A 2,790-nucleotide genomic window follows, 5' to 3' on the forward strand; every position below is an offset into this window, starting at 1 on the left:
CGCCGGAGCGGTGCCCGTCACCAGTGCAGCGTCGCTACCCAGATGTCGCTCTCGAACTCCGCCACGGAGAGGTAGAGCCGATCGGCGCCGACGCTCACCCACGGAGTGCCTCCTAGGGCGGGGTCGTCGAACGCGACGACGAGGCGCACCGCGCCGCGACCGCCGTCGGCGATCGCCCAGACGCCCCGCCTTCCATCCCGATGCGTGCCCGAGAAGTACACGGTTGCGCCGTCACGAGAGTAGCGTAGGTCTTCGAAGAGGGCGAAACCGAGCGCCCGCCTCCACTCGACCCGTCCCGTCGCCGAGAGGCGGAATATCTCCCCCGCACCAGATTCACAGAGCACGCCGCGCCCGTCAGAGGTCCAGGCGACGGGCCAGCACTGGACGTCGGCGAGCATGGTCGGCTCATGCCACCGCCCGCCGACACTGTCACGAGAAACCAGCCAGGCGCGCCAATCGTCTTGCCCTCCCCGCAGAACCACGATCCGCAGACCGTCGGGGGACCACTTGGGCCTAGTGCTGGTACTCCCGTACGGTGAATCGATGATACGAACGGGCCTGCCTCCCTCTGCGGACATCACCCACGTCGTGGAACGGGCCCCCCTGACGTCGAAGGCGATCTCCCTGCCATCCGGCGACCAGCGTGGATGGGCCTCGTCTGCAGGCGTCTCGGTCAGGGGGACGGGCTCTCCTCCAGCCAGCGGAGTCTTGTAGAGGTCCGAGTTGCCGCGGCGATTGCCGTTGTACACGAGCCACCGCCCGTCCGGCGACACGTCGTGCCACTCGATCACTTGGTTGCCGATCGTCAGGGGACGGCCGTCGCGGATAGAGACCGGCGTGGAGCGGTCGAGAGGATAAGACCAGATGTTCTGCCGGATGGTCAGCTTCGAGTAGGCCAACTTCTTGGAGTCGGCGGAGTAGGAGATCGAATGCGGGTCTGCCACACCCGGGACCAGCCTCGGCACACCGTGCGCGCCATGCGGGCCGACCTCGACGACATAGAGCGCGCGCGAGCCGTCGCGATCCGACACGAACAGCAGGTGCCGCGCATCGAGCCAGCCCGGGCTCGCGTTCAGGTGGTCCTCATCGGTCACCCGCTGCGGCTCGCCGCCCTCGGCGTTGACGATCCAGATGGAAGCCGACGCCACTCTATACTGGCCGATGCGCCACAAGCTATGGCCGTTGACGTAGGCGATGAAACTGCCGTCCGGTGACCAGGTGAGCGAATGCGGCTCCGCGCGGCCCACCCGGTGAATCGCGACGCGGTGTCGGGCCGTGTCGGCCGCCGAGGCGGTGAAGATCGTGTCTTGGACGACGAAGGCCACCCGCGCGCCGTCGGGGGACCACGCGGCCGTGCCCCTTAGCACTTCGGGGAAGACTCTCGTGTCGCGCAGGATCGGCCGCGCCAGGCCACCCAGCCGCCCCGTTTCCATCCAGCCGCACGTCGAAAACCAGTCCATCTTGCAGCCTAGAAACCGCACGTGCTGGCCGTCCGGGCTCCAGGCCGGTAACCAGCCGCTGCCCAATGTCGCGTCGCCAAGGAGGATCGCCGCGGTGCTCGTGACGTTGCCGGTGCTCCGCACGAAGGGGCGCGGCAATCCGATCGGCCCGGCGACGTACGCCACGTCTCTTCCGTCCGGGGAGATGGCGGGCTGGAACTCGACGCCTGGATCGTTCGTGACCTGGGTGAAGTCGGAGGCCGTGACGATCAGCGGCCGGCCCCTTAAGACCTGCATCGCGACCAGTGCCACGATTGCCACGGCCGCCACCATGCCGACCCACGGCGCCCAGCGCGGCAACTGCTGCGTCGCGCGGGCCGGCGTGGCCCCTGTCAGCGTCGTCCCGGCGCTCGGAACGGCCGGCGGCTCGACGTGCCGGAGGGACTCGGCGGGCTGCGGCCGATCTGTCGCCCGTGCGGCGGCGAGCTCCCGCGCCCCATCGGGCGGCCCCGGACGTTCCCTCCTCCGGATCCGCTCGATCCTGGCCAGGACGTCACGGTCGGGCTCGAGGTTGAGCTCCTGTCGCAGTCGGCGCGCGTGCGCGTCGGCCACCTTCAGGGCGTTGGCGCGGTCGCCCATCGCGGCCAGCGCTTCCACGTGCCGGATGACGGCGCGAGAGTTCAGTGGATCGTGCTCGACGGCCCGCGCCCACCAGCCCGCCGCCTCATCCCATGCGCCCGCGCGCTCAGCGGCCGTGGCCAGGCGGTCCAGCGCCTCGGAGTACTCGCGCGCCAGCCGGCTGCGCTCCCCATCCAGCCAGCGCTCGAACTCGGGCACGCTGTCTACGTGGAAGCCGTCGAGCAGGGGGCCCCCGTACGCGCGAACCGCCTCGGCTGCCCGGTCGGCGGCCAGAGCCTCTGTGAGGTTGCGGACATCGGAGTCAACGACGGCGGGATCGAGCCGCAGGAGGTCGCCAGCCGAGCGCACGGCGTCCGGGCCAAGAACCTGTCGGATGGCGTGGAGGGCGTCGCGCAGGCTGTGACGGCCGCGGGCCTCGTCGCTCTCGGGCCAGAGGAGCGCCATGAGGCGCTCCCGGGTGCAGCCGAGATCACCGCACACCACCAGCACCGCCAGGGCCGCCTCGGCCAGGCGCTGCGGGAGAGGGGGCGTCTCCCCTCCGCCCAGCCTCTCCAGCGCGAACCCTCCGAGTACGCGAATTCGGAACATGCCAATCCCACTCGCGATTGTCCGCCACCATCACCCTGCGCACCGGGTGTCCCTCGCCGTGACTCTATACAGCCAGCGTCAGGAGGGCGTTAGGGGGCCTCGATTTCGACTCCTCGCGCGCTCC

The 2,790-nt window shown here is 70.1% G+C and carries 1 protein-coding gene; it reads right to left on the reverse strand.

All coding sequences use genetic code 11. The features are described 5' to 3' along the window. Positions 1–17: 17 nt before the first annotated feature. Complete coding sequence (locus VMF70_00380; protein ID HTT66459.1) at positions 18–2,666, reverse strand: BTAD domain-containing putative transcriptional regulator; 2,649 nt, start codon at positions 2,664–2,666, stop codon at positions 18–20. Between the last annotated feature and the right edge of the window lie 124 nt (positions 2,667–2,790).

The organism is Gemmatimonadales bacterium (assembly GCA_035502185.1).
Classification (GTDB): domain Bacteria; phylum Gemmatimonadota; class Gemmatimonadetes; order Gemmatimonadales; family JACORV01; genus Fen-1245.

Bases quoted from the DNA above. Each gene is read 5' to 3' on its own strand.
- VMF70_00380 (HTT66459.1), bottom strand. From the start codon at position 2,666: ATGTTCCGAATTCGCGTACTCGGAGGGTTCGCGCTGGAGAGGCTGGGC.